Source organism: Prosthecobacter sp., from assembly GCF_049294395.1.
Lineage (GTDB): Bacteria > Verrucomicrobiota > Verrucomicrobiia > Verrucomicrobiales > Verrucomicrobiaceae > Prosthecobacter.
Genome location: NZ_JBAQCR010000099.1, coordinates 1 through 4,970, shown reverse-complemented (window position 1 = coordinate 4,970; position 4,970 = coordinate 1). Strand labels below are relative to the sequence as shown.

The 4,970-nt window shown below is 60.0% G+C and carries 5 protein-coding genes; 1 reads left to right on the top strand and 4 read right to left on the bottom strand.

Features of this window, described 5'->3' with window-relative positions:
• Nucleotides 1–153: 153 nt before the first annotated feature.
• The 4 genes from WAW39_RS06225 to WAW39_RS06210 form a co-directional block, all read right to left on the bottom strand.
• Complete coding sequence (locus tag WAW39_RS06225; protein ID WP_422316873.1) at nt 154–1,455, bottom strand: M48 family metallopeptidase; 1,302 nt, start codon at nt 1,453–1,455, stop codon at nt 154–156.
• A gap of 5 nt (nt 1,456–1,460) precedes the next feature.
• On the bottom strand, nt 1,461–2,153 hold the full coding sequence (locus tag WAW39_RS06220) for a TIGR00266 family protein (RefSeq protein WP_422316871.1): 693 nt from the start codon (nt 2,151–2,153) through the stop codon (nt 1,461–1,463).
• A gap of 2 nt (nt 2,154–2,155) precedes the next feature.
• On the bottom strand, nt 2,156–2,386 hold the full coding sequence (locus tag WAW39_RS06215; protein WP_422316869.1) for a hypothetical protein: 231 nt from the start codon (nt 2,384–2,386) through the stop codon (nt 2,156–2,158).
• An 81-nt stretch (nt 2,387–2,467) separates the two neighbouring features.
• Nucleotides 2,468–3,682: a radical SAM/SPASM domain-containing protein gene (locus tag WAW39_RS06210; protein WP_422316867.1), complete on the bottom strand. Its 1,215-nt coding sequence runs from the start codon at nt 3,680–3,682 to the stop codon at nt 2,468–2,470.
• A 139-nt stretch (nt 3,683–3,821) separates the two neighbouring features.
• Here WAW39_RS06210 and WAW39_RS06205 point away from each other — a divergent pair.
• Nucleotides 3,822–4,970: tetratricopeptide repeat protein (locus WAW39_RS06205; protein WP_422316865.1), on the top strand; the 1,149-nt coding region annotated here is incomplete at its 3' end.

Below are 4,970 nucleotides of genomic sequence, written 5' to 3'. Positions count from 1 at the left end.
AAGTTACTCAGAGCGACTCGGTTTGGGCTGCCGTAGATTGTGAGTGCTTTTTTGTTTTACGTTTAAAACATTGAACTTGTGTCGCTGGGGTTTGGTTCAATGGAAATAAATAACGTGGCAAAAGAATGCCATGCTGCTGGTTTTCAGCTTGATTTAATGAGCGGAGTTCATGAGCCATTGATTGGCGGCAATAGCCTCTTGATTGCGCCAGAGGTAGAGGATGCGGCGGGAGGTATTGGGGTGGGTGGAGTGGCGGTCGTCTAGCTCGGCTTCGAGGTGGAAGAGGACGTGATCGGGGTGGGCTTCGATGAGGTGGACGAGGTCTGGCAGGAGGCGGGGATCGTTGAGGACGTCTGGGAGTGAGACGGGGATCTTGGCGATGCGACTGACGGCGGTCATTTCGGCCAGGGATTCCTTGAGGGCGTCTTGGTCGGTGTTGTCGCTCTTGAAGGCGAACTGGAAGAAGCCTTTGAGGGAGGTCTCGTCATGCTCGGTGAGGCGGCGCTGGATGCCCTGCTCCAGCTGGGCGCGGGCCTGGGCGGACTGGACGCTGCCAAAGGGCATGGCGTCTTCGTATTCCTGAAGGAGCTGGGCGATGGGCACGCCGGTGTGGCGGAGCTTGGCCTCAAGAACGCGGGCGAGGAGGGCGTTGCGGGCTTCGTGCTCGATGCCGAGTTTGATTTCCGTGGTGAGGGCGGGGAGGAGGCCTGCGGCGCGTGCGCCGTAGTCATCGCACAAAAACTCAACGAGGCGGATCTGCGTGACCCACGTTGAAAAGGCGACCCAGCGTGCCGCGCCGAGTGCGAGGATGGGTGCGCCCCAGCGGATGTCGTTGTCTCCCAGCACTTGGGCGATGACAAGCGCGAGCACGCCGGAAAGCAGCGCGTGAACGAGCATGCAGCGGCTGGCGATGGGGGAGTAGGGAAAGACGTGGCCGAGCTCGTGGCCGATGACGGATTCGAGCTCTTTTTCATCCAGCAGGTGAACGATGGAGCGGTTGAGCTGCACGCTGTTGAAGAGGTGCCAGCCGGGCAGGAGTTCCAGGCGCAAGGCGAAGGCGTTGACGTCTTTTTCCGGGGCAAGATAAACGGGGATGCGCTGGCCGGTGAGGCCGAGACGCTCCTGCACACGGCGTACGGCGGCGATGAGCGAGTCGCGCGTGTGGATGCCGAGTTTGGCATCCGGGCGGATGTCTTCCAGACGCTTCCGGTTGGCGAAGTGCTGGGTGACGATGAAGTCAAACATGCCGAAGAAGGCGCAGGCAAAGAGCAGGAGGAACTGCCAGCCGGGGATTTGATGCGGCTGGGCCGCCCACCAAGCAAGACCGCCGAAGATGGCGACCAGTTCCAGGCCGAGCCATAGCATCGAGCGAGACTCGTTGGTCTGAAAGCTTTGCAGCAGCGCTTCGCGCGTGGGTGTGACGAGACGGCGCGGCTTTGGCAGGACGCTCTCCATGCCGATCAGGTGAGAGTTTGCAGGAAGCCGCGAATGAGTCCGAGGGACGGCCGTGCGCGGGTCTGGTAGATGACCCTGCCCGGACCGGTGAAACGGACGACGAAGCCTTCGCCAGAGAGGAAGGAGTCTTTGATCGACTTGGTGAGCACCACGGACTCGAAGGGCATGGTGTCGGTGAAGGCGACGATGTTGCGGTTGTCGAGCACGAAGCGCTCTCCCTCCGCGAGGTTTTGCTCAACGATGCCGCCGTAGCTGGAGAGGAAGAGCAGGCCGGAACCGACGGTCTTCAGGAAGAAGAGACCGCGCGTGGCCAGGACGCCCTGCATGCCGGCATTGTGCAGATCAAAGGTGAGCTCGGGAGAGGAGGCCAGGAAGGCGCCGCGTGCGAGTTTGAGGCCGGTTTCCGGCGTGACTTCGATGGCGCGGATGTCGCCCATTTGTTCGGGGGCGAGCATGAGGTGCTGCTCGTCGCGCTTGGCCTTGTAAATGACGGTGAAGAAGCTTTCGCCACCGAAGAGGCTGCGCATGCCACCGAGCATGCCGCGTTTGCCACCCATGTGGAGCCCGGCTTTGACGTCGATGTGAAAACCTGGCGTCATGGCCTGCATGCTGCCCGGCTGTGCGTGAATGCTCTCGCCCTCCGCCATATCCAGACGCAAAGTCGAAAAGGCGGGGGCGTGAAGAACTGTGTGACGCATGGCTAGATGTCCGAGTCGGCGTGGCCGCTCATCTTCTTGCGCAGCATGTAACCGCCGATGCTGATGAGGATCATGATGCCCAGGAAAATGAAGAGGGCGACCATGCGGCTGACTCCGAGAATGTCCTGAATGCCGGTGATGCAGATGTCATAGATGACGATCTGAATGAACCAACGAACGATGCCGCCCATGCCACCACGAGCCAGGACAGGAGAAAATGTATTTTGAGCCATGGATTCCATGTAGAGCGATTTTCGGATCACACTTCAAGTTAAAAGGTGTGACAGTCTCAAAGATTGACTCGTTATTTCAGCTCAGTTTTTCTTCTTTCCCAGCCCTTGGTACACCCCGAAGTCGTTGAAGAAGAATTTCTTCGCGAGCCAGTACATCCAGTGCTTCTCGGGGATCTCCTCGCCTTCGCGCCACTGGCTGGTGCGCGGGGTCATGGATTCGAGCTCGGCCATGGCGGTCTGACGGATGGTGGAGTCTTTGGCGGTGTGCTTGGTGACGACGGCTTTCACCAGGTCGGGGCGCTCAAGGACGATGCAGCCGCGGGTGTTGGCGGAGGCGATGTTGCGGAAGTCGCGGAGGAATTCGGATTTGGTGAAGACGTCGAAGAGGTCGTCATTGGTGCGGACGCTTTCCTTGGCGAACTGGATGATGGGGCAGGGCTCGATAGCGCCGGTGGGGCTGATGTGATGGCTGATGCCGTTGGCCATGGGGCAGAGGGCCTGGCCGTTGTGGTCGTAGTAGGCATCGACGATGGCGATGGGCATCTTGGCGCGCATGTTGACGACGAATTTGCGCACCTGGGTGATTTGCTCGGGCGTGAGGGCGAGATCGGCGCTGATCTTGGGGCCGACGGGTCGGTAGGTGTGATACCAAGCGTAGTGCACGCCCATGTCGATGAGGCGGCGCAGCCATTTCTCGGTGAGGAGGTCGTCGATGTTCGTCTTGCAGAGGCTGGTGGCCACGCCGGTGAGCACGCGGGCGTCCAGGCAGTTTTGCAGGCCGCGCAGGGTGCGGGTGAGCACGTCTTTGTTGCCACGGCGTTCGTTGCTGACGATCTCAGTGCCTTCGATGCTGACCAGCGGGGTGATGTTGCCCAGCTTGCGCATGGTTTCAGCGGCCTTGGCGGTGATCATCTGGCCGTTGGTGAAGACCTGGAAGAAGGCGTCCGGGTGCATTGAGAGGAAATCGAAAAGCTCAGGATGCATGAAGGGCTCGCCGCCGAGGATGCCGAAGAAGGAATTGCCGCGCCGTTTGGCGTCGTTCACGATCTTGTTGAGCTCATCGAGATTGAGCGACTCACGCGGTTTGTCCACATCCACCCAGCAGCCCTGGCAGCGGAGGTTGCAGGAGTTGAGGATGGAAATGTAGAAAAACGGCGGGAAGTACTGGCCCTGCTTCATGCGCTGCTTGTGCAACATGACGGAGCGCGCGCCCTTGTAGCCGAAATTCCAGCCGATTTTGGCCAGACAGAGCGGATCGACGGTTTGCAGGATGCGGGAGGTGAGGGAAAGGAGCATGGGGCAATGAGGTTACGTTCAAGAGGTCATGTTGTGTTCAAAGGTCAAGGTGGGAGGCCACAAAAAGCAGTCGAAGTATCGCAAGGGCTGACCGGCAACGACCTGAAGGAGGGCGTACCTATGTGCAGCGAGGCACGCCATGAACCACCAACCTCCAACGGATGATCTGGGATCCCGCAATCACTGGCGCAGGGTGCTGTGGGTGGTGTTGGTCGTTCTGATCGTCCTGATGGCGCGGCGAATGGCCGGAGCTGCGGATGCGTGGCAGACGGCGGACAGCCTGCTCACAGGAGGGAATGCCAAGGAGGCGGCCGCTGCTTATGAAAAGCTGGTGCGGCAGAAACCCAACGATGCGCGGGCCTACATGGGGCGTGGGCGTGCACGCTGGCGGCTGAATGAACTGGACGGCGCGATTGCGGATTTCACCCAGGTGCTCACTTTGAAGCCGAAGGATTCGACGGCCTACAACAACCGTGCGCTGGCCTATGACAACAAGGGGCAGCGTGATCTGGCCCTGGCGGATTATTCCAAGGCGATCGAGTTGAACCCGAAGAACGCGCTGTTTTACTTCAACCGGGCGCTCACGTGGAGCGCGGTCAAAGAGCCGGACAAGGCGCTGGCGGACTACACGGCGGCCATTGAGCTGGATCCAAAAAACGGCCTTTTCTACACGAACCGCGCAGATCTGCTGCTGATTCGCGGTGAGTATGAGAAGGCGGCGGAGGATTGTGACAAGGCTCTTGCTCTGAACGACAAGAACGCGGCGGCCTATTTCAACCGAGCCACGGCGTACGATCAGATGGGCGAGAAAGAACGTGCGCTGGCAGACTATGACAAAGCGGTGGAGCTGGATCCGAAGGTGGCAAAGTTTCACAACAACCGCGGCTTCTTTCTGATGAACTGCGGCGACAACGAGGCGGCGATCGAGAGTTTCACCAAGGCGCTCGAACTGATCCCGACGGGTACGATCTATCTGAACAATCGCGGGCAGGCATGGCTAAACTTGGGACAGCAGGAGAAGGCGATGGCGGACTTTGACAAGGCGCTGCAGATCAATCCGCAGCACGCCAAGGTATATCGCAATCGTGCGGGTGCATGGCTGGCTGCTGGTGAGTTTCAAAAGGCCGTGGAAGATGCCACGAAGTGCCTTGAACTGCTGCCCACCGAGTCGCGGGCGTTTCAAATACGAGGGGAAGCCCGGGAAGCCCTGGGTGACAGCGCCGGAGCTAAGGAGGATCTGGAACGTGCGACGATTTTGGGGCCGCAACCGCCGGTGGGTGTTGCGGCC